General features: G+C 61.9%; 1 protein-coding gene. It reads left to right on the top strand.

Annotated features, from left to right (window positions below; genetic code table 11):
* On the top strand, positions 1-632 hold a 632-nt coding region (locus EZI54_RS24020), incomplete at both ends, for a group II intron maturase-specific domain-containing protein (protein WP_242674592.1).

The following is a 632-nucleotide window of genomic DNA, read 5'->3' as shown; positions in this document are numbered from 1 at the left end:
TTGCTCTCCAACGTACTCCTGACCGAATTGGACCGGGAACTGGAGCGGCGAGGTCATCGGTTCTGCCGCTACGCGGACGACTGCAATATTTACGTTCGCAGCAGACGAGCAGGCCACCGGGTCATGGCCAGTATCACCCACTATCTGGAAACGCACCTGCGCCTGACAGTGAATGCGGCGAAAAGCGCCGTGGATCGCCCCTGGCGCCGGAGCTATCTGGGTTACAGCGTGAGCTGGCACAAGCAGGTCCGGCTGAGGATCGCGCCCCAGAGTCTGAAAAGGTATCAGGCGAAGTTGGGTCAGCTGCTCCAAGGAGCGCGTGGGCGGTCGCTGCCCGCTACCATCCAGCGACTTAATCCGGTGTTACGAGGCTGGGCGAACTATTATCGCCTGACCACCTCGAAGCGTGCGGTTGAGGCACTGGATGGCTGGGTCAGGCGTCGCCTGCGACTCATCCTGTGGCGGCAGTGGAAACAGGCCCGCACTCGGGCTCGTAACCTGATGCGGCTCGGACTACCCGAGCCGAGGGCTTGGACAAGCGCGATGAATGGTCGTGGACCTTGGTGGAATAGTGGCGCGTCGCATATGAACGCGGCCCTGCCCAAGAAGGTGTTCGACCGCCTGTCTCTGGT

This window comes from Marinobacter halodurans (assembly GCF_004327985.1).
Classification (GTDB): domain Bacteria; phylum Pseudomonadota; class Gammaproteobacteria; order Pseudomonadales; family Oleiphilaceae; genus Marinobacter_A; species Marinobacter_A halodurans.
This window is presented reverse-complemented; position numbering and strand designations above follow the sequence as displayed.